At 48.3% G+C, this 21,608-nt stretch carries 11 protein-coding genes, 9 tRNA genes and 6 rRNA genes; all 26 read right to left on the reverse strand.

What is annotated here, in order from left to right; all coding sequences use genetic code 11:
* Positions 1-356: 356 nt before the first annotated feature.
* Positions 357-472: ribosomal RNA gene (gene rrf, locus LC048_RS22470) — 5S ribosomal RNA — on the reverse strand.
* Between the two features lie 76 nt (positions 473-548).
* A 23S ribosomal RNA gene (locus LC048_RS22475) occupies positions 549-3,481 on the reverse strand.
* 225 nt (positions 3,482-3,706) lie between these two features.
* Positions 3,707-5,251: ribosomal RNA gene (locus LC048_RS22480) — 16S ribosomal RNA — on the reverse strand.
* Between the two features lie 183 nt (positions 5,252-5,434).
* Positions 5,435-5,510: transfer RNA gene (locus tag LC048_RS22485), tRNA-Ala, on the reverse strand.
* A gap of 14 nt (positions 5,511-5,524) precedes the next feature.
* Positions 5,525-5,601: transfer RNA gene (locus tag LC048_RS22490), tRNA-Pro, on the reverse strand.
* A gap of 18 nt (positions 5,602-5,619) precedes the next feature.
* A tRNA-Arg gene (locus tag LC048_RS22495) sits at positions 5,620-5,696 on the reverse strand.
* A 22-nt stretch (positions 5,697-5,718) separates the two neighbouring features.
* A tRNA-Leu gene (locus LC048_RS22500) sits at positions 5,719-5,807 on the reverse strand.
* Between the two features lie 7 nt (positions 5,808-5,814).
* Positions 5,815-5,889 (reverse strand) — tRNA-Gly (locus LC048_RS22505).
* Positions 5,890-5,921: 32 nt separating this feature from the next.
* Positions 5,922-6,006: transfer RNA gene (locus LC048_RS22510), tRNA-Leu, on the reverse strand.
* Positions 6,007-6,045: 39 nt separating this feature from the next.
* Positions 6,046-6,121: transfer RNA gene (locus LC048_RS22515), tRNA-Lys, on the reverse strand.
* Positions 6,122-6,197: 76 nt separating this feature from the next.
* Positions 6,198-6,273: transfer RNA gene (locus tag LC048_RS22520), tRNA-Thr, on the reverse strand.
* 40 nt (positions 6,274-6,313) lie between these two features.
* Positions 6,314-6,389, reverse strand: a tRNA-Val gene (locus LC048_RS22525).
* A 9-nt stretch (positions 6,390-6,398) separates the two neighbouring features.
* Positions 6,399-6,514: ribosomal RNA gene (gene rrf, locus LC048_RS22530) — 5S ribosomal RNA — on the reverse strand.
* 76 nt (positions 6,515-6,590) lie between these two features.
* A 23S ribosomal RNA gene (locus LC048_RS22535) occupies positions 6,591-9,523 on the reverse strand.
* Positions 9,524-9,746: 223 nt separating this feature from the next.
* Positions 9,747-11,292, reverse strand: a 16S ribosomal RNA gene (locus tag LC048_RS22540).
* Together the 16S, 23S and 5S rRNA genes with 9 tRNA genes alongside form the textbook arrangement of a ribosomal RNA operon.
* A gap of 445 nt (positions 11,293-11,737) precedes the next feature.
* Entirely contained in the window at positions 11,738-13,222 is a 1,485-nt protein-coding gene (gene lysS / locus LC048_RS22545) for a lysine--tRNA ligase (protein ID WP_226607214.1), read from the reverse strand.
* 210 nt (positions 13,223-13,432) lie between these two features.
* Complete coding sequence (dusB, locus tag LC048_RS22550) at positions 13,433-14,434, reverse strand: tRNA dihydrouridine synthase DusB (protein WP_226607217.1); 1,002 nt, start codon at positions 14,432-14,434, stop codon at positions 13,433-13,435.
* A 36-nt stretch (positions 14,435-14,470) separates the two neighbouring features.
* Positions 14,471-14,674: a helix-turn-helix domain-containing protein gene (locus LC048_RS22555; RefSeq protein WP_226607219.1), complete on the reverse strand. Its 204-nt coding sequence runs from the start codon at positions 14,672-14,674 to the stop codon at positions 14,471-14,473.
* The gene (gene folK / locus LC048_RS22560; protein ID WP_371931951.1) at positions 14,626-15,117 is read right to left on the reverse strand and encodes a 2-amino-4-hydroxy-6-hydroxymethyldihydropteridine diphosphokinase; all 492 of its coding nucleotides are present in this window, start codon (positions 15,115-15,117) and stop codon (positions 14,626-14,628) included. Before folK ends, LC048_RS22555 begins: the two co-directional genes overlap by 49 nt.
* A gap of 42 nt (positions 15,118-15,159) precedes the next feature.
* Positions 15,160-15,519, reverse strand: coding sequence for a dihydroneopterin aldolase (folB, locus tag LC048_RS22565; protein WP_226607225.1), 360 nt, complete (start codon positions 15,517-15,519; stop codon positions 15,160-15,162).
* Positions 15,512-16,345 carry a dihydropteroate synthase gene (folP, locus tag LC048_RS22570; protein WP_306048844.1) on the reverse strand — a complete coding sequence of 278 codons (834 nt, stop codon included), beginning with the start codon at positions 16,343-16,345 and terminating at the stop codon, positions 15,512-15,514. The genes folB and folP overlap by 8 nt, the downstream gene beginning before the upstream one ends.
* On the reverse strand, positions 16,342-17,217 hold the full coding sequence (gene pabC, locus LC048_RS22575) for an aminodeoxychorismate lyase (protein ID WP_226607231.1): 876 nt from the start codon (positions 17,215-17,217) through the stop codon (positions 16,342-16,344). Before pabC ends, folP begins: the two co-directional genes overlap by 4 nt.
* Positions 17,217-17,807, reverse strand: a complete 591-nt coding sequence (gene pabA, locus LC048_RS22580; RefSeq protein ID WP_226607233.1) for an aminodeoxychorismate/anthranilate synthase component II — start codon at positions 17,805-17,807, stop codon at positions 17,217-17,219. The genes pabC and pabA overlap by 1 nt, the downstream gene beginning before the upstream one ends.
* A complete protein-coding gene (locus tag LC048_RS22585; RefSeq protein WP_226607236.1) occupies positions 17,804-19,201 on the reverse strand; it encodes an anthranilate synthase component I family protein in 1,398 nt (465 codons plus the stop codon). Before LC048_RS22585 ends, pabA begins: the two co-directional genes overlap by 4 nt.
* A gap of 308 nt (positions 19,202-19,509) precedes the next feature.
* Positions 19,510-20,436 carry a cysteine synthase A gene (gene cysK, locus LC048_RS22590; RefSeq protein ID WP_226607239.1) on the reverse strand — a complete coding sequence of 309 codons (927 nt, stop codon included), beginning with the start codon at positions 20,434-20,436 and terminating at the stop codon, positions 19,510-19,512.
* 286 nt (positions 20,437-20,722) lie between these two features.
* Entirely contained in the window at positions 20,723-21,607 is an 885-nt protein-coding gene (locus LC048_RS22595; RefSeq protein WP_226607242.1) for a peptidyl-prolyl cis-trans isomerase, read from the reverse strand.
* Position 21,608 lies beyond the last annotated feature (1 nt).

Below are 21,608 nucleotides of genomic sequence, written 5' to 3' on the forward strand. Positions count from 1 at the left end.
GATTATTTGACAATTTTAAAGTCATTTCGTCTTTTTGTGTTGGAAGCGGGTTTTAGTTCTGACAGCTTTTATGTTGCTCCAAACGTGTTTGAAGTTGTAGTAGGTTGGGACAGCTTTTTGTGCTTTTCCTCTGAACCTGTCCGATGTTGACTCTTCTTGTGACAGCTTTTTGATTTTTTTCCTGGAAACCTGGCCAAAGTTGCTCCTTCTTCCGACAGCTTTCGTTCTTGTTATCTAAACTTGTCTGAAGTTGCCATGCCTCTTCTCAAACATTACATCTTATTTTCGATTCCATTATAACTAAAGTATTTCTGCATACAAAAAAAACAACAGCCATTACAGCTGTTGTTTCGTGTGCCCGGCGGCGTCCTACTCTCACAGGGGGAAACCCCCAACTACCATCGGCGCTGAGAAGCTTAACTTCCGTGTTCGGTATGGGAACGGGTGTGACCTTCTCGCTATCGCCACCAGACTATTTGGTTTGAGGTTTTATTCCCTCAAAACTAGATAATGTGTAAGAAGAATTCAAGAAAAACGAGTCATCTAATTTGGTTAAGTCCTCGAACGATTAGTATCAGTCAGCTCCACACGTCACCGCGCTTCCACCTCTGACCTATCAACCTGATCATCTTTCAGGGTTCTTACTAGCTTGCGCTATGGGAAATCTCATCTTGAGGGGGCTTCATGCTTAGATGCTTTCAGCACTTATCCCGTCCGCACATAGCTACCCAGCGATGCCTTTGGCAAGACAACTGGTACACCAGCGGTGCGTCCATCCCGGTCCTCTCGTACTAAGGACAGCTCCTCTCAAATTTCCTGCGCCCACGACGGATAGGGACCGAACTGTCTCACGACGTTCTGAACCCAGCTCGCGTACCGCTTTAATGGGCGAACAGCCCAACCCTTGGGACCGACTACAGCCCCAGGATGCGATGAGCCGACATCGAGGTGCCAAACCTCCCCGTCGATGTGGACTCTTGGGGGAGATAAGCCTGTTATCCCCGGGGTAGCTTTTATCCGTTGAGCGATACTCTTCCATGCGGAACCACCGGATCACTAAGCCCGACTTTCGTCCCTGCTCGACTTGTAGGTCTCGCAGTCAAGCTCCCTTGTGCCTTTACACTCTGCGAATGATTTCCAACCATTCTGAGGGAACCTTTGGGCGCCTCCGTTACTCTTTAGGAGGCGACCGCCCCAGTCAAACTGCCCACCTGACACTGTCTCCCGCCCCGATCAGGGGCGTGGGTTAGAATTTCAATACAGCCAGGGTAGTATCCCACCAGCGCCTCCACCGAAGCTGGCGCTCCGGTTTCTCAGGCTCCTACCTATCCTGTACAAGCTGTACCAAAATTCAATATCAGGCTACAGTAAAGCTCCACGGGGTCTTTCCGTCCTGTCGCGGGTAACCTGCATCTTCACAGGTACTATAATTTCACCGAGTCTCTCGTTGAGACAGTGCCCAGATCGTTACGCCTTTCGTGCGGGTCGGAACTTACCCGACAAGGAATTTCGCTACCTTAGGACCGTTATAGTTACTACCGCCGTTTACTGGGGCTTCGATTCAGAGCTTCGCGTGAGCTAACCCCTCCTCTTAACCTTCCAGCACCGGGCAGGCGTCAGCCCCTATACTTCGCCTTGCGGCTTCGCAGAGACCTGTGTTTTTGCTAAACAGTCGCCTGGTACTTATTCACTGCGGCTCATCTAGGCTATTCACCCAAATGAGCACCCCTTCTCCCGAAGTTACGGGGTCATTTTGCCGAGTTCCTTAACGAGAGTTCTCTCGCTCACCTTAGGATTCTCTCCTCGCCTACCTGTGTCGGTTTGCGGTACGGGCACCTTTTATCTCGCTAGAGGCTTTTCTTGGCAGTGTGAAATCAGGAACTTCGGTACTATATTTCCCTCGCTGTCACAGCTCAGCCTTCACGCAAGCGGGATTTGCCTCACTTGCAGCCTTACTGCTTAGACGCGCATATCCAACAGCGCGCTTACCCTATCCTACTGCGTCCCCCCATTGCTCAAACGATAAAGAGGTGGTACAGGAATATCAACCTGTTGTCCATCGCCTACGCCTTTCTACTCGGCTTAGGTCCCGACTAACCCTGAGAGGACGAGCCTTCCTCAGGAAACCTTGGGCATTCGGTGGATGGGATTCTCACCCATCTTTCGCTACTCATACCGGCATTCTCACTTCTAAGCGCTCCACCAGTCCTTACGGTCTGACTTCAACGCCCTTAGAACGCTCTCCTACCACTGACATCTAAGATGTCAATCCACAGCTTCGGTGATACGTTTAGCCCCGGTACATTTTCGGCGCAGAGTCACTCGACCAGTGAGCTATTACGCACTCTTTAAATGGTGGCTGCTTCTAAGCCAACATCCTGGTTGTCTAAGCAACTCCACATCCTTTTCCACTTAACGTATACTTTGGGACCTTAGCTGGTGGTCTGGGCTGTTTCCCTTTTGACTACGGATCTTATCACTCGCAGTCTGACTCCCACGGATAAGTCTTTGGCATTCGGAGTTTGTCTGAATTCGGTAACCCGATGAGGGCCCCTAGTCCAAACAGTGCTCTACCTCCAAGACTCTTACAACGTGAGGCTAGCCCTAAAGCTATTTCGGAGAGAACCAGCTATCTCCAAGTTCGATTGGAATTTCTCCGCTACCCACACCTCATCCCCGCACTTTTCAACGTGCGTGGGTTCGAAGCCTCCAGTTGGTGTTACCCAACCTTCACCCTGGACATGGGTAGATCACCTGGTTTCGGGTCTACGACCACATACTAACTCGCCCTATTCAGACTCGCTTTCGCTGCGGCTCCGTCTTCTCAACTTAACCTTGCATGTAATCGTAACTCGCCGGTTCATTCTACAAAAGGCACGCCATCACCCATGAACGGGCTCTGACTACTTGTAGGCACACGGTTTCAGGATCTATTTCACTCCCCTTCCGGGGTGCTTTTCACCTTTCCCTCACGGTACTGGTTCACTATCGGTCACTAGGGAGTATTTAGCCTTGGGAGATGGTCCTCCCAGCTTCCGACGGGATTTCTCGTGTCCCGCCGTACTCAGGATCCACTCAGGAGGGAACGAAGTTTCAACTACAGGGTTTTTACCTTCTCTGACGGCCTTTCCAGACCACTTCATCTACCCCGTTCCTTTGTAACTCCATGTTGAGTGTCCTACAACCCCAAGAGGCAAGCCTCTTGGTTTGGGCTATGTCCCGTTTCGCTCGCCGCTACTCAGGGAATCGCGTTTGCTTTCTCTTCCTCCGGGTACTTAGATGTTTCAGTTCCCCGGGTCTGCCTTCAATACCCTATGTATTCAGGTAAAGATACTGTTCCATTACGAACAGTGGGTTTCCCCATTCGGAAATCTCCGGATCAAAGCTTGCTTACAGCTCCCCGAAGCATATCGGTGTTAGTCCCGTCCTTCATCGGCTCCTAGTGCCAAGGCATCCACCGTGCGCCCTTTCTAACTTAACCTAAAAGGTCATTTCTCTATTATATAGAGAGAAAAACTAAAATGGCGATCACTCGGTTTTTTCTTGGTTCTTCTTACTTACGATTATCTAGTTTTCAAGGAACAAAAAAGTCTTGAGGCAATTGCTCCCTCAAAACTAAACAAACAAGCGGTCAACTATGTGGATTACATCCACAGTACGAACCAGAAGGTTCGCATTCCGATTGCCTTTACGGCAATATCCTTAGAAAGGAGGTGATCCAGCCGCACCTTCCGATACGGCTACCTTGTTACGACTTCACCCCAATCATCTGTCCCACCTTAGGCGGCTGGCTCCATAAAGGTTACCCCACCGACTTCGGGTGTTACAAACTCTCGTGGTGTGACGGGCGGTGTGTACAAGGCCCGGGAACGTATTCACCGCGGCATGCTGATCCGCGATTACTAGCGATTCCGGCTTCATGCAGGCGAGTTGCAGCCTGCAATCCGAACTGAGAATGGATTTATGGGATTGGCTCGACCTCGCGGCTTCGCGACCCTTTGTTCCATCCATTGTAGCACGTGTGTAGCCCAGGTCATAAGGGGCATGATGATTTGACGTCATCCCCACCTTCCTCCGGTTTGTCACCGGCAGTCACCTTAGAGTGCCCAACTGAATGCTGGCAACTAAGATCAAGGGTTGCGCTCGTTGCGGGACTTAACCCAACATCTCACGACACGAGCTGACGACAACCATGCACCACCTGTCACTCTGTCCCCCGAAGGGGAACGCCCTATCTCTAGGGAAATCAAGAGGATGTCAAGACCTGGTAAGGTTCTTCGCGTTGCTTCGAATTAAACCACATGCTCCACCGCTTGTGTGGCCCTTCGTCAATTCCTTTGAGTTTCAGCCTTGGTACCGTACTCCCCAGGCGGAGTGCTTAATGCGTTTGCTGCAGCACTAAAGGGCGGAAACCCTCTAACACTTAGCACTCATCGTTTACGGCGTGGACTACCAGGGTATCTAATCCTGTTCGCTCCCCACGCTTTCGCGCCTCAGCGTCAGTTACAGACCAGAGAGCCGCCTTCGCCACTGGTGTTCCTCCACATCTCTACGCATTTCACCGCTACACGTGGAATTCCGCTCTCCTCTTCTGCACTCAAGTTCCCCAGTTTCCAATGACCCTCCCCGGTTGAGCCGGGGGCTTTCACATCAGACTTAAGGAACCGCCTGCGCGCGCTTTACGCCCAATAATTCCGGACAACGCTTGCCACCTACGTATTACCGCGGCTGCTGGCACGTAGTTAGCCGTGGCTTTCTGGTCAGGTACCGTCAAGGTACCGGCAGTTACTCCGATACTTGTTCTTCCCTGACAACAGAACTTTACGACCCGAAAGCCTTCATCGTTCACGCGGCGTTGCTCCGTCAGACTTTCGTCCATTGCGGAAGATTCCCTACTGCTGCCTCCCGTAGGAGTCTGGTGTGTCTCAGTCCCAGTGTGGTGATCACCCTCTCAGGTCGGCTACGCATCGTTGCCTTGGTGAGCCGTTACCTCACCAACTAGCTAATGCGCCGCGTACCATCTGTAAGTGACAGCCGTAGTCTTTCAGCTTTCCCTCATGAGAGGGAAAGGATTATCCGGTATTAGCTCCGGTTTCCCGAAGTTATCCCAGTCTTACAGGCAGGTTGCCCACGTGTTACTCACCCGTCCGCCGCTGATCTTCAAAAGCAAGCTAATGAAGATCCGCTCGACTTGCATGTATTAGGCACGCCGCCAGCGTTCGTCCTGAGCCAGGATCAAACTCTCCAAGAAAGAGTATGAGTTTAGCTCATAATTTAAAACGTTGGCTAGTGATCATCTATATAATAGAAGTCACTATAAATATTGTTTGTTGACGCTTGTTTGTTTAGTTTTCAAAGAACAATTTCACCGACCAGTTCATCACGTCAGCTTTAATATACTAACACGTATGGTTTAAATGGTCAAATGTTTTTTTGGTGGAGCCTAGCGGGATCGAACCGCTGACCTCCTGCGTGCAAGGCAGGCGCTCTCCCAGCTGAGCTAAGGCCCCATATGAAATGAAGATGGTCGGGAAGACAGGATTCGAACCTGCGACCCCTTGGTCCCAAACCAAGTGCTCTACCAAGCTGAGCTACTCCCCGTTATATGAGAAAAAATAATGGCGCGCCCGAAAGGAGTCGAACCCATAACCTTCTGATCCGTAGTCAGACGCTCTATCCAATTGAGCTACGGGCGCATATTTAATAATTTAGCTAACTTGGTGCCGAGGACCGGAATCGAACCGGTACGGTAGTCACCTACCGCAGGATTTTAAGTCCTGTGCGTCTGCCAGTTCCGCCACCCCGGCTAAGAAATGGAGCGGAAGACGGGATTCGAACCCGCGACCCCAACCTTGGCAAGGTTGTATTCTACCACTGAACTACTTCCGCATTTATGGAATTTTATTTTGACAGTCAAAAAATGGTGCGGGTGAAGGGAGTCGAACCCCCACGCCTTGCGGCGCCAGATCCTAAGTCTGGTGCGTCTGCCAATTCCGCCACACCCGCATATGAAATAATAAATTTTCGCTTGTGCGAAAAAAAACTTGGTGAGCCATGAAGGACTCGAACCTTCGACCCTCTGATTAAAAGTCAGATGCTCTACCGACTGAGCTAATGGCTCGTACATTTCATACTCAAAAGACCTTCGGTCTTTCTCGCATCTTTCCACTGAAGTCTATTCAGGGAAATGAGAAAGATGGTGCCGGCAAGAGGACTTGAACCCCCAACCTACTGATTACAAGTCAGTTGCTCTACCAATTGAGCTACACCGGCATTTATAATGAAGATTATTTTCGCTAGAACGAAAAAATATTGGTGGAGGATGACGGGATCGAACCGCCGACCCTCTGCTTGTAAGGCAGATGCTCTCCCAGCTGAGCTAATCCTCCATAATATATGCCCGGCGGCGTCCTACTCTCACAGGGGGAAACCCCCAACTACCATCGGCGCTGAGAAGCTTAACTTCCGTGTTCGGTATGGGAACGGGTGTGACCTTCTCGCTATCGCCACCAGACTATTTGGTTTGAGGTTTTATTCCCTCAAAACTAGATAATGTGTAAGAAGAATTCAAGAAAAACGAGTCATCTAATTTGGTTAAGTCCTCGAACGATTAGTATCAGTCAGCTCCACACGTCACCGCGCTTCCACCTCTGACCTATCAACCTGATCATCTTTCAGGGTTCTTACTAGCTTGCGCTATGGGAAATCTCATCTTGAGGGGGCTTCATGCTTAGATGCTTTCAGCACTTATCCCGTCCGCACATAGCTACCCAGCGATGCCTTTGGCAAGACAACTGGTACACCAGCGGTGCGTCCATCCCGGTCCTCTCGTACTAAGGACAGCTCCTCTCAAATTTCCTGCGCCCACGACGGATAGGGACCGAACTGTCTCACGACGTTCTGAACCCAGCTCGCGTACCGCTTTAATGGGCGAACAGCCCAACCCTTGGGACCGACTACAGCCCCAGGATGCGATGAGCCGACATCGAGGTGCCAAACCTCCCCGTCGATGTGGACTCTTGGGGGAGATAAGCCTGTTATCCCCGGGGTAGCTTTTATCCGTTGAGCGATACTCTTCCATGCGGAACCACCGGATCACTAAGCCCGACTTTCGTCCCTGCTCGACTTGTAGGTCTCGCAGTCAAGCTCCCTTGTGCCTTTACACTCTGCGAATGATTTCCAACCATTCTGAGGGAACCTTTGGGCGCCTCCGTTACTCTTTAGGAGGCGACCGCCCCAGTCAAACTGCCCACCTGACACTGTCTCCCGCCCCGATCAGGGGCGTGGGTTAGAATTTCAATACAGCCAGGGTAGTATCCCACCAGCGCCTCCACCGAAGCTGGCGCTCCGGTTTCTCAGGCTCCTACCTATCCTGTACAAGCTGTACCAAAATTCAATATCAGGCTACAGTAAAGCTCCACGGGGTCTTTCCGTCCTGTCGCGGGTAACCTGCATCTTCACAGGTACTATAATTTCACCGAGTCTCTCGTTGAGACAGTGCCCAGATCGTTACGCCTTTCGTGCGGGTCGGAACTTACCCGACAAGGAATTTCGCTACCTTAGGACCGTTATAGTTACTACCGCCGTTTACTGGGGCTTCGATTCAGAGCTTCGCGTGAGCTAACCCCTCCTCTTAACCTTCCAGCACCGGGCAGGCGTCAGCCCCTATACTTCGCCTTGCGGCTTCGCAGAGACCTGTGTTTTTGCTAAACAGTCGCCTGGTACTTATTCACTGCGGCTCATCTAGGCTATTCACCCAAATGAGCACCCCTTCTCCCGAAGTTACGGGGTCATTTTGCCGAGTTCCTTAACGAGAGTTCTCTCGCTCACCTTAGGATTCTCTCCTCGCCTACCTGTGTCGGTTTGCGGTACGGGCACCTTTTATCTCGCTAGAGGCTTTTCTTGGCAGTGTGAAATCAGGAACTTCGGTACTATATTTCCCTCGCTGTCACAGCTCAGCCTTCACGCAAGCGGGATTTGCCTCACTTGCAGCCTTACTGCTTAGACGCGCATATCCAACAGCGCGCTTACCCTATCCTACTGCGTCCCCCCATTGCTCAAACGATAAAGAGGTGGTACAGGAATATCAACCTGTTGTCCATCGCCTACGCCTTTCTACTCGGCTTAGGTCCCGACTAACCCTGAGAGGACGAGCCTTCCTCAGGAAACCTTGGGCATTCGGTGGATGGGATTCTCACCCATCTTTCGCTACTCATACCGGCATTCTCACTTCTAAGCGCTCCACCAGTCCTTACGGTCTGACTTCAACGCCCTTAGAACGCTCTCCTACCACTGACATCTAAGATGTCAATCCACAGCTTCGGTGATACGTTTAGCCCCGGTACATTTTCGGCGCAGAGTCACTCGACCAGTGAGCTATTACGCACTCTTTAAATGGTGGCTGCTTCTAAGCCAACATCCTGGTTGTCTAAGCAACTCCACATCCTTTTCCACTTAACGTATACTTTGGGACCTTAGCTGGTGGTCTGGGCTGTTTCCCTTTTGACTACGGATCTTATCACTCGCAGTCTGACTCCCACGGATAAGTCTTTGGCATTCGGAGTTTGTCTGAATTCGGTAACCCGATGAGGGCCCCTAGTCCAAACAGTGCTCTACCTCCAAGACTCTTACAACGTGAGGCTAGCCCTAAAGCTATTTCGGAGAGAACCAGCTATCTCCAAGTTCGATTGGAATTTCTCCGCTACCCACACCTCATCCCCGCACTTTTCAACGTGCGTGGGTTCGAAGCCTCCAGTTGGTGTTACCCAACCTTCACCCTGGACATGGGTAGATCACCTGGTTTCGGGTCTACGACCACATACTAACTCGCCCTATTCAGACTCGCTTTCGCTGCGGCTCCGTCTTCTCAACTTAACCTTGCATGTAATCGTAACTCGCCGGTTCATTCTACAAAGGCACGCCATCACCCATGAACGGGCTCTGACTACTTGTAGGCACACGGTTTCAGGATCTATTTCACTCCCCTTCCGGGGTGCTTTTCACCTTTCCCTCACGGTACTGGTTCACTATCGGTCACTAGGGAGTATTTAGCCTTGGGAGATGGTCCTCCCAGCTTCCGACGGGATTTCTCGTGTCCCGCCGTACTCAGGATCCACTCAGGAGGGAACGAAGTTTCAACTACAGGGTTTTTACCTTCTCTGACGGGCCTTTCCAGACCACTTCATCTACCCCGTTCCTTTGTAACTCCATGTTGAGTGTCCTACAACCCCAAGAGGCAAGCCTCTTGGTTTGGGCTATGTCCCGTTTCGCTCGCCGCTACTCAGGGAATCGCGTTTGCTTTCTCTTCCTCCGGGTACTTAGATGTTTCAGTTCCCCGGGTCTGCCTTCAATACCCTATGTATTCAGGTAAAGATACTGTTCCATTACGAACAGTGGGTTTCCCCATTCGGAAATCTCCGGATCAAAGCTTGCTTACAGCTCCCCGAAGCATATCGGTGTTAGTCCCGTCCTTCATCGGCTCCTAGTGCCAAGGCATCCACCGTGCGCCCTTTCTAACTTAACCTAAAAGGTCATTTCTCTATTATATAGAGAGAAAAACTAAAATGGCGATCACTCGGTTTTTTCTTGGTTCTTCTTACTTACGATTATCTAGTTTTCAAGGAACAAAAAAGTCTTGAGGCAATTGCCCTCAAAACTAAACAAACAAGCGGTCAACTATGTGGATTACATCCACAGTACGAACCAGAAGGTTCGCATTCCGATTGCCTTTACGGCAATATCCTTAGAAAGGAGGTGATCCAGCCGCACCTTCCGATACGGCTACCTTGTTACGACTTCACCCCAATCATCTGTCCCACCTTAGGCGGCTGGCTCCATAAAGGTTACCCCACCGACTTCGGGTGTTACAAACTCTCGTGGTGTGACGGGCGGTGTGTACAAGGCCCGGGAACGTATTCACCGCGGCATGCTGATCCGCGATTACTAGCGATTCCGGCTTCATGCAGGCGAGTTGCAGCCTGCAATCCGAACTGAGAATGGATTTATGGGATTGGCTCGACCTCGCGGCTTCGCGACCCTTTGTTCCATCCATTGTAGCACGTGTGTAGCCCAGGTCATAAGGGGCATGATGATTTGACGTCATCCCCACCTTCCTCCGGTTTGTCACCGGCAGTCACCTTAGAGTGCCCAACTGAATGCTGGCAACTAAGATCAAGGGTTGCGCTCGTTGCGGGACTTAACCCAACATCTCACGACACGAGCTGACGACAACCATGCACCACCTGTCACTCTGTCCCCCGAAGGGGAACGCCCTATCTCTAGGGAAATCAAGAGGATGTCAAGACCTGGTAAGGTTCTTCGCGTTGCTTCGAATTAAACCACATGCTCCACCGCTTGTGTACCCCGTCAATTCCTTTGAGTTTCAGCCTTGCGGCCGTACTCCCCAGGCGGAGTGCTTAATGCGTTTGCTGCAGCACTAAAGGGCGGAAACCCTCTAACACTTAGCACTCATCGTTTACGGCGTGGACTACCAGGGTATCTAATCCTGTTCGCTCCCCACGCTTTCGCGCCTCAGCGTCAGTTACAGACCAGAGAGCCGCCTTCGCCACTGGTGTTCCTCCACATCTCTACGCATTTCACCGCTACACGTGGAATTCCGCTCTCCTCTTCTGCACTCAAGTTCCCCAGTTTCCAATGACCCTCCCCGGTTGAGCCGGGGGCTTTCACATCAGACTTAAGGAACCGCCTGCGCGCGCTTTACGCCCAATAATTCCGGACAACGCTTGCCACCTACGTATTACCGCGGCTGCTGGCACGTAGTTAGCCGTGGCTTTCTGGTCAGGTACCGTCAAGGTACCGGCAGTTACTCCGATACTTGTTCTTCCCTGACAACAGAACTTTACGACCCGAAAGCCTTCATCGTTCACGCGGCGTTGCTCCGTCAGACTTTCGTCCATTGCGGAAGATTCCCTACTGCTGCCTCCCGTAGGAGTCTGGTACCGTGTCTCAGTCCCAGTGTGGTGATCACCCTCTCAGGTCGGCTACGCATCGTTGCCTTGGTGAGCCGTTACCTCACCAACTAGCTAATGCGCCGCGTACCATCTGTAAGTGACAGCCGGTAGTCTTTCAGCTTTCCCTCATGAGAGGGAAAGGATTATCCGGTATTAGCTCCGGTTTCCCGAAGTTATCCCAGTCTTACAGGCAGGTTGCCCACGTGTTACTCACCCGTCCGCCGCTGATCCTCAAAAGCAAGCTAATGAAGATCCGCTCGACTTGCATGTATTAGGCACGCCGCCAGCGTTCGTCCTGAGCCAGGATCAAACTCTCCAAGAAAGAGTATGAGTTTAGCTCATAATTTAAAACGTTGGCTAGTGATCATCTATATAATAGAAGTCACTATAAATATTGTTTGTTGACGCTTGTTTGTTTAGTTTTCAAAGAACAATTATTTTGCCGCTCCGTTAGAAGCAACTCTTATATATTATCAGGTTGATAACCCGATGTCAATAAGTTTTTTCATTTTCTTTGTTGCTAACTGAGTAGCTCGTAGCAACAGATATAAATATAGCACCTTTAATCTGCAATAGCAATATCTTTTTGCTATTTTTATTCGCGAAATTAAAAGAAAGATAATTCATATTTATGTGGGCAAATATCTCTGTATAAATGTTTCTTTTAACGAGGAGAGACTACACACTTACATATGATATCTAAACAGTACAGTAAATATAATAAAAGGCAAAACGACCTCTGTCGTTTTGCCTTTCTTCTATTACTATTAACGGTGACGCATCAATGGGAATAAAAGCACGTCCCTGATGGATGGTGAATTCGTCAGCAGCATGACCAATCGATCGATCCCGATTCCGAGTCCGCCTGTTGGAGGCATTCCATATTCCAAAGCTTCGATGAAATCATCATCCATTTCGTGCGCTTCGTCATTTCCTTGTTCTTTTTCTTTTAGCTGAGCTTCAAAACGCTCTCTTTGGTCAATCGGATCATTAAGCTCGGTAAATGCATTCGCATGTTCCCTTGCAACGATGAACAATTCGAAGCGGTCCGTGAAGCGTGAATCTTCGTCATTCTTTTTAGCCAAAGGAGAAATATCAACCGGATGCCCGTAAATGAATGTTGGCTGAATCAGATGCTCTTCTACTTTCTGCTCAAAGAATTCATTGACGATGTGGCCATACTGCATATGCTCAGTGATATCCACTCCGTGCTCTTTCGCAAACGCACGAGCTTCTTCTGTGCTCATTTGCGGCCAGAAGTCCACTCCTGTATGTTCTTTGATTGCATCTACCATGTGAACCCTCTTCCACTCTGGCTTAAGATCGATTTCGTACTCGCCATACTGAATGGTTGTTGTTCCAAGAACATCCTGGGCGATATACGCTACCATGTTCTCAGTAAGGGACATGATGTCTCTCCAGTCAGCATACGCTTCATAAAGCTCAAGCATAGTGAATTCCGGGTTATGTCTAGTCGAGACACCTTCGTTACGGAATACACGGCCGATTTCGTATACTTTTTCAAGGCCGCCGACAATCAGACGCTTCAAGTGAAGCTCGATTGCGATTCGCATATATAGCTGCATATCAAGCGTGTTATGATGCGTAATGAAAGGACGTGCCGAAGCTCCGCCGGCAATGGAATGCATTAATGGTGTTTCTACTTCAAGATATCCCTGCTCATCTAGATAGCGGCGCATTGACTGAATGATGCGGCTGCGGTTGATGAAGGTCGTTTTACTATCATTGCTGGTAATCAGGTCAAGATAACGCTGACGGTAGCGCTGCTCGACATCCTTCAGTCCGTGGAACTTTTCAGGCAGCGGGCGAAGCGCCTTCGTCAAGAACACAAAGTTTTGTGCTTTGATTGAAAGCTCGCCAACTTTTGTTTTGAAGAGCGTTCCTTCTATGCCGATAATGTCACCGAGGTCAGCAGAATCAAATACTTCATATTGTTCTTCACCTACTGCATCCTGGCGAACATAAATCTGGATTTGTCCATTTAGGTCCTGGATATGTGCGAAGCCTGCTTTTCCTTTTCCACGCTTTGTCATGATCCGTCCAGCTATCTTGACTGATACATTCTTTGTTTCAATCTCTTCTTTTTCCAATTCACCGTATTCGCTAACCAACTCATCCGTAAGGTGGGTGCGCTCAAATCTTTTACCGAAAGGATCCATACCCTTTTCACGCAATGAACTCATTTTGTCTCTTCTGACTCTGAGCTGGTCATTCAATTCTTCATGACTCATATCGCTTTCACTCCAATATATATAATAGATTTATTATGTAATCCTGATTATGTTTGGTGGATACTTTTATTATTTTACACAATCATACGTATTCAGACATTAAAAATCTGTTTTTCATACCTAAATAGAATAAAAACTGCCAGTTTGACTACTGGCAGTTACTTTTAAGGATAAAGGTATTATAGGAAAAGTGACGGTTAATGTCAATTTTTATCCAACCTGGTGCACTTCTTGCTCTTTCGCTTCTACTTCATCCGCAAAGTTTGTCAGCAAACTGACATACTGATCTCTTGTAGAGCACTCGTTAATTGCGTTACGGACTGTACCGCTGCCGCGAATTCCCTTCAGGTACCATGCAGCATGCTTGCGCATTTCGCGTACGGCAATATGTTCGTTTTTCAAAGCGATCAGGCGGTCAAGGTGAAGGATGCTGACATCGATTTTTTCGCGTGCATTCGGTTCATCCATTAATTCGCCTGTTTCAAGATATTTTACACTACGGTAGATCATCCACGGGTTCCCGAGAGCAGCACGTCCGATCATAACTCCGTCTACACCTGTCTCATCAAGCATTCTCTTGGCATCCTGAGGAGTCTGGACATCTCCGTTGCCGATTACAGGAATATTCACAGCCTGCTTCACGTCACGAATGATGTCCCAGTTTGCTGTTCCTTCGTACATCTGTACACGCGTACGGCCGTGAAGAGCTACTGCCTTTCCACCCGCACGCTCTACCGCTTGAGCATTCTGGATGGCGAATATATGATCCTCATCCCAACCCATGCGCATTTTAACCGTAACCGGCTTTTCAACAGCATCTACTACTGCTGATACCATTTCGTAAATCTTATTTGGGTCTAGCAGCCACTTCGCACCTGCGTCACATTTCGTGATTTTCGGCACTGGGCATCCCATATTGATATCAATGATATCCGCATTGGTATTTTTGTCCACATATTGTGCTGCCTGGACAAGCGTTTCCTTTTCGCCGCCAAAAATCTGCAGGCTGAGCGGCTTTTCACGTTCATCTATATATAACATATCAAGTGTCCTGTCGTTTTGAGAAACAATTCCTTTGTCGCTGACCATTTCGGCACATACAAGTCCAGCACCGAATTCTTTGACCGTCAGGCGGAATGCTGAGTTGCAAATGCCGGCCATCGGTGCGAGGACGACCTGGTTTTTCATTTCAATATCGCCAATCTTGAGCATTTCATTCCTCCTTATGGTCCTATTAATATAGTAATCCTACTGTGGGGCTAATTCATCTAAACCGACATCAAGGAATTCTGCGATCCTAATAATCAGTCTATCATCAGGCATCCTGTTGCCACGTTCGATTTCTCCCAGTATGGAGACCGAAACGCCGAGCTCTTTTGCGAAGCTTTCCTGCGTATAACCCTTTAGCTTTCGATAAGCGCGAATACGCCTTCCCCATTTTTCTGCTTCCATATTCGTACTCCTTCTCTGTCCGGTATACTTAGTAAACAGTTTTTCAGCGGCTCCTTCATCGTTGGGAGCATGAGATTTGGGTCCATTTCAAGCAATGGAAGGATTACAAACGCCCGTTCGCTCATCCGAGGGTGCGGAATTGTAAGCTTCTCTGTTTCAACATTTTCGTTATTGTACAGCAAAATGTCAAGGTCTAACGTTCTGGGCCCCCATTTCACTTCCCTTTTTCTGCCAAGTTTTAATTCGATCTCAAGGCAGGTATCCAGAAGTTCAATCGGTTCAAGGCTCGTCTTAACCTGAATTACCATGTTTAAAAATTGATCCTGGTCAGTGTAACCTACCGGGTCAGTCTCATAGACGGAAGAAGTTTTTACCACAGCGATGTTTTCATACTTTTCAAGGAGAATGATTGCCTGTGTCAAATACCCAAAACGGTCACCCATATTGGACCCTAGTGCAATATATGCGTTATTGTTTTTCCACTGTCATCTGCTCCTTGTGATCTCAACTGCGACCGATTTGTAATGACCAGGTATAGGCGGATCTGGCTTGATTACTTTTACGTGGCATTCTTCCACCAGCGGAAAGCGTTCAAGAATCGTCCCGGCAATTTTTTCAGCAATCGATTCTACAAGCTTAAATGGCTGGCCTTCAAGGATATCCTTGCAGACCATATATAACTCCGCATAGTTAATGGACTCAGTAAGATCATCGCTTTTTCCTGCATTTGAAAGGTCGAGTTCCACGGCTAAATCTACAATAAAACGCTGGCCCAGCCTTGTTTCTTCAGGAAAAACACCATGGTAGCCGTAAAACTCCATTTGGTTTACATGTATTTTATCCACTGTATTCACCCTTTCCCATCATCGCGTCCATCATTTTTGCCATCCGTGCCATCTCTTTCACATCATGAATACGGATAATCTGGCAGCCTTTCTGGATTCCGTAGCACACGGTAGCTCCCGTACCTTCTGTTCTTTCCTTCACAGGCAGGTCGAGTACTCCGCCGATCATCGACTTTTTCGACGTGCCAAGTAGGACGGGATATCCTATGGACACTAACGTATCAAGGTGACGCATCATCTCAAGATTTTCCCTGAGGTCTTTTGCAAATCCGATTCCAGGGTCAAGGATGATTTGCTCATCACTTACTCCTGCTTTTTTAGCGATTGTGATGCTTTCATACAAGTCATTGAGCACATCACGAATGAAGTTTGTATAATTTCGGTCGTTCCGATTGTGCATCAGAATGATTGGTACTCCGGTTTCTGCCGCGACATCGGCGATTTCCGGATCTTCCTTAGCTCCCCAGATATCATTGATGATGGTAGCTCCAGCATCGACCGCACTTTTGGCAACCTTTGATTTATAAGTATCAATGGAGATGGGTACTTGAACTTCTTTCGAGATGGCTTCAATTGCCGGTACCACCCTGCTAATTTCCTCTTCATCGGAAATCCGTTCATGTCCAAGCCTTGTCGATTCGCCTCCGATATCAAGAATATCCGCTCCGTCAGCGATCATTTGTTCAGCATGTAAGACAGCATGTTCAAGGTGATTGTATTTCCCGCCGTCTGAAAAAGAATCAGGAGTGACGTTCAATATTCCCATGATCAGTGTTTTATTGGTGAAGTCCAGTGTATAAGGACCGGCTTTTATCACGGTATTCATATATGAGCTCCTCCATCCAGTTTCATTCTGCTCCATAGTGTTTCCCGGTTAGCTTCATATTTTCCAAACAAGCTGTTCGCCAACACGCCTGATTTCCCGGGAAAGCTTTTTCCTGAAAAGTCCCTGACCGGTACGATTTCCTGAATTGAATTAGTCAGGAATATTTCGTCAGCTTCGTCAGCTTCTTCCTTTTTGTAAAAGCCTTCACGAACCTCTACCCCTGCGTTGCGGGCAAGTGCGATGACGAACCTGCGGGTGATCCCATTCAATATTCCGGTTTCGACAGCAGGCGTATACAGGACATCATTCCTGTACCAGAAGATATTCGAGACAATTCCTTCGGCTAAAAAGCCCTCACTCGTCAGGAAAATCCCTTCCGTATCCAACGCAGGGCCTGCCTCACGCTTGGCGAGTACATTATTCAGATAATGATGAGATTTCAGCCGCTCAGCTCCCTCGGGAGTGTTGCGCCTCAAGTCGAGGATAACAGCCTTTTTCTCACTTAAGCCTCCTGCTGGCGGCAGCGGCTTGGCAAATACAATTACATTCGGTTCCCGATAACTTTCAGTCCGCAAGCCTATTTCACCATTCCCCGCCGAAACATTGAAGCGGATATAGGAATCCTTGAGATTATTTTTAGCTAATAAGCCTTTAAGGATTTTTACACTTTCCTCCCGCGTAAATTCAGCTTCGATATTTAAAACGCGAAGACTGGCATTCAACCGCTCGAGATGATCATCGAGCAGAAAAGGATGACCATTGTAAATCCTGAACGTTTCGAACACGCCCAACCCGTATAGGAAGCCGTGATCAAAAGGGGAAATAGTGATTTCTTCCTTTGAGACGAACTGACCATTACTGTATACAAACATTATAAACTTACTTCCTTAGCGGCTTTGTAATTGGAAATGAAATTGCGTAGCAACTGCTTTCCTGGCGTTGTTAAAATGGACTCCGGATGAAACTGGACGCCTTCGACAGGCAGCGTTTTATGGCGGATTGCCATGATCTCGCCCTCCTCCGTCCACGCTGAGACCTCCAGACAGTCAGGAAGTGTTTCTTTTTTAACGATGAGTGAATGGTAGCGAGCCGCAGGGAATGGATTTTCCAACCCTTCAAAAATCGTCTTGCCATCATGATAGACCAAAGAAGTTTTGCCATGCATAAGCCGCTCCGCACGGATCACATCACCGCCAAATACCTGGGCAATCGACTGATGCCCTAGACAGACACCGAAAATCGGCGTCTTGCCTGAAAAATTCTTGATCGCTTCCAGGCTGATGCCTGCTTCATTCGGGCTGCACGGCCCCGGCGAGATCATTAAGAAGTGCGGATCAAGCTCCCCAATGCCCTGAATGGAAGTCTGATCATTGCGGATGACCTTTAGCTCTTCGCCCATTTCACCCAAATATTGAACGAGATTATATGTGAATGAATCATAGTTATCGATCATCAAAATCATGCTTTACCCTCCGCAAGCTCTTTCGCCTTCCAAAGAGCGATTGCTTTCTTCAGCGATTCTTTGTATTCATTGGCAGGAATGGAGTCAATAACGACGCCTGCACCTGCCTGAACATGAGCCATCCCATCTTTGACCAGCATCGTCCGAATGATGATGTTCAGTTCCATATTGCCATTAAAACCGAACCAGCCTAGCGAGCCTGTATAAGGTCCGCGCCTCACCGGTTCTAGCTCTTCAATGATTTCCATTGTCCTTACCTTTGGGGCACCGGTAATCGTGCCGCCAGGGAAGGTTGCATTGACGACATCGAACCAGCTCTCGCCTTCCGCCAGCTCTCCCCGGACATTCGAAACGATATGCATGACATGCGAGTACTTTTCGATGACCATGAACTCATTGACTTCGACCGTGCCGTACTTGCACACCCTGCCAAGATCGTTCCTTTCAAGGTCGACAAGCATGACGTGTTCGGCGCGCTCTTTTTCATTGTTGATCAGTTCATTGGCAAGCTGCAAATCTTCTTCGTCTGTCCTGCCCCTTGATCTCGTGCCGGCAATCGGCCTTGTGCTGACCTCAGAACCTTTTACTTTTGCTAAAAGTTCAGGCGAACCGCTGACGAGCTGGAAGTCTTGGGTATGCAGGTAACCCATGTATGGAGAAGGGTTAAGCTTCCGCAGCTGCCGATATACTTCGATCGCTTCCGTCTCGATTGGCTTGGACTGTCTGACAGAAAGATTTACCTGGAATACGTCCCCCTGCGCAATGTATTGCTGCACTTTTTCAACTGCCTCGTTGAATTCCGTTTCATCCATGGATACTTGCAGCTCATCTGCAGCATGCTTGTTTTCAGCAACAACTGCTAAAACATCAGCCTCCCACTGCCCTTTCCACTTGGAAAGCCTGTCCTCAGCCTGGTTTTCCTGTCCTTTTTCTGTTAAAGTCATTAGCCACAGCATATCTGTCTCATGGTCCAAAACAAACCATTCCTTGAATAGCTGGAAGTAGACTTCCGGTATTCCCGAATCGTCCTTAGCCAGTGCTGGAAGCTTTTCGATATAACGGGCATAATCATAGCTCAAATAGCCGATCGCACCACCCTGGAAATCCGGCAAGCCTTCTACTTCAGGCACCTGGTACTTTTCCATTTGATTTTTCATTAACTCAAGAGGATTTCCCTCCAGCGTGCTTGATGAACTTCCCTTTGTGATTGTAAGTTTATTATTTTTACCCGAAAAAATAATCTCAGGATTGAATGCGGCGATACTGTAGCGCCCGCCTCTCCCGCTTTCGAGGATGACATGCTCTTTATATTGTTGTGCAATATGATCATATTGATGAAAAAAGCGTGAAGCTGAATAATGAATCGTTTTTGACTGAATGCTATAGTGCGGCAAGCTTTTCACCCCTATTTTTTTCTCTTAATCCATCATACATGATGAAGGGCGCGCTTTCATTTTTAAAATAATGGTTTTTTCAAGAAAATCCAGCTTTTTTGAATGGCACTGTAAAATTAGGCTGTTGATTTCCGCTCCATTATCCTCGCTTTACACGGGGGGACATCTGTCCAGCCAATTCGGCAGGACATTGATTGGCTGCCCCGAACAGGCACACGCACGAATGCTTTAGCATTTTCGGGGGAGTCTTCAAGCCTTGTTTTTAGACAAAAAAGAGACAAGCTATCTCAGCCTGCCTCTTCATCTATCTATTCTTCAAATTGGTAAAGTGGTGTGCTCAGGTAGCGTTCTCCGTTACTCGGGATCACTGCCAGCACCTTTTTGCCTTTGCCTAGCTTTTTCGCTGTTTCCAGAGCTGCGTAGATGGCTGCGCCTGAAGAGATTCCGCCAAGGATTCCTGCTTCTTTTGCTGCGCGGCGGGCATAGTCGAATGCCTGCTCATTTTCAACCTTGAAGATTTCATCGTACACGTTTGTATCAAGTACACCTGGAACGAATCCTGCACCGATTCCCTGGATCTTGTGAGGTCCTGGTTTTCCGCCGGACAATACCGGGGAGTCTGTCGGCTCAACAGCGATAATCTTGATATTTTTGTATTTTTCACGAAGAACTTTGCCTGCTCCTGTGATTGTTCCGCCCGTACCAATACCAGCGATGAAGGCATCCAGCTGGTCACCCATCTGCTTGACGATTTCCGGTCCAGTCGTTCGCTCGTGCACAGAAGGATTTGATTCATTCTCAAACTGCTGAGGCATGAAATAACCGTTTTCCTTTGCCAGTTCCTCCGCTTTGCGGATTGCACCGCCCATTCCTTCTGGACCAGGAGTCAACACAAGTTCCGCCCCATAGGCACGAAGCAGATTCCTGCGCTCCATGCTCATCGTTTCTGGCATGACGAGAATCGCTTTGTAGCCTTTGGCTGCTGCTACCATCGCCAGACCGATTCCGGTATTTCCACTCGTTGGCTCGATGATTGTATCCCCTTGTTTTAGAGACCCTTTTGTCTCTGCATCCTCAATCATCGCCAAAGCGATACGATCCTTGACGCTGCTGCCCGGGTTCATGTATTCAAGCTTTAAATATACATCCGCACTTTGCTCATCAACAAGTCCGTTCAACTTAACGATTGGTGTCTGCCCGATCAGCTCAGTAATGGAATTTGCAATGCGTACCATATTACCCACTCCTTATTCCGACTATTTTAATTGGTTTTATTAAAATTTACCAGTACTTTCAGTCTATGTCAATCTGTATGCTTCGACAATAGTAAATATAAGTCTTTTGCCTAGGTTCTTTTCGTCCATTTTGGTGATTTCACAATCAGCGCTGTTTTTTTACGGATGGTTTCACTACCCGATTCAAAAGCGCGATCAATATGAGCCCTATCTTCTTTAAACTATCCTATTTTCTTTTATCTAAACAAAGAAAAAGCACCGGTCGAGTTCACCAGTGCTTCGTTCGTTATTTCTTCTCTTTATCTCCATAAAACCAGCTTACTTCCGCATCATTCCAGAACGCCCGTGCCGACACAGGAATGTCCATTTGCTCGAGGGCAATCTGCCTGCGAATCTGGTTCTTGACTTCGCTGTAGGCATATTTCTTTCCTTCGAGTTTTTCATGAAGATAAACAATCGCATAACCATTCTCCACTTTTACAGGACCTGTCCATTCTTCGGGTTTCAGCGTCTTTGCTGCATCGATTACCTCCGGGGCAACGAGCTCATCTTCTTCTGTAACAAAGCCGATGTCTCCACCTTCATTCGCAGAAAACTCATCAATCGACCGCTCCATCGCTAGCGCAGTGAAGCTAGAACCATCTTTCAGCTCTTTCACCGCTGATTCAGCTTCTTTTTTCGTTTCGACGACTATTTGTGACAAATGATAGGATGCAGGGAGGTCAAAAAGGCTATTATTCTGTTCATAAAAGGACTTCATATCCTCCTCTGAAACATTAACATCCTTCGTTAAAATTTCTTCAAGCAGCAAACTATATTTTATTTGCTGCTTCCATTTATCTTCTGTCCTCGGCTCGTTGCCAGCTGAAGAGTACATCGCTTTATAGATTGTCAGTTCACGCTCAACAGCCTCGTCAGACACTTTGATGTTATACTCCTCCGCCATTTGTTTGACTACTTTCTGGTCAATCAGATCTCTGAGCGTATCCTGTCCGTATCTTTCTTCAAGCTCAGTGAGCCATTCTTGGCGGGAGATGGACTCCTTGCCAATCTCCGCAACGGTTTCCTTATTCCCCTCGAGGATAGCAGGCTTGGCTATCAGCATCACAAGAGTTATCGCGTTCAATATGGCTAACCCGGCAATAATGTACCAAAGCTGCTTTTTTTCCAAT

Origin of the sequence: Mesobacillus subterraneus, assembly GCF_020524355.2 — a bacterium.
GTDB lineage: Bacteria > Bacillota > Bacilli > Bacillales > Cytobacillaceae > Mesobacillus > Mesobacillus subterraneus_C.